A 513-nucleotide genomic window follows, 5' to 3' on the forward strand; every position below is an offset into this window, starting at 1 on the left:
TCGCCACGTGGTCGACCGGGGGTTCGGTCGAGGTGGTGCGGGATGTGCTGGCGTTGGCCGAGCGGGAGCGCTGGGATGTGGACGTCATCAGCACGGTGCCCTCAGCCTTCGCCGAACTCCTCGACCAAGTGGACCAGCGGGTCACCCCGAGCAGTCTGGTGTTCGCCGGGGAGCCGCTGCCCGACACCCTGGTGCGCCGGGTACGCGCGGCCTTCCCCGGCGTACGCGTCGTCAACGCCTACGGCCAGAGCGAGTCGTACTACGCCACCACCTGGACCGCTGTCCAGGAGGGTGATCTGCCCTCCTCCCCGGCAGCTCCCCTGGGCCGCCCGCTGGGCGGCGTGCGTACCTATGTTCTTGGTCCGGGGTTGGTGCCGGTTCCGCCAGGTGTGGCGGGGGAGTTGTATGTGGCGGGTGCGGGGATCGGCCGGGGCTACCATGGCCGGCCCGCGCTGACGGCTGAGCGGTTTGTCGCGGATCCGTTGGGTCCGGCTGGTGCGCGGATGTACCGCA

The 513-nt window shown here is 70.8% G+C and carries 1 protein-coding gene; it reads left to right on the forward strand.

Annotation, left to right across the window (positions count from 1 at the left end; all coding sequences use genetic code 11):
• On the forward strand, positions 1-513 hold a 513-nt coding region (locus tag ACTWQF_RS36785; RefSeq protein ID WP_443284129.1), incomplete at both ends, for an AMP-binding protein.

It is taken from the genome of Streptomyces sp. 8N114 (assembly GCF_052245835.1).
GTDB lineage: Bacteria > Actinomycetota > Actinomycetes > Streptomycetales > Streptomycetaceae > Streptomyces.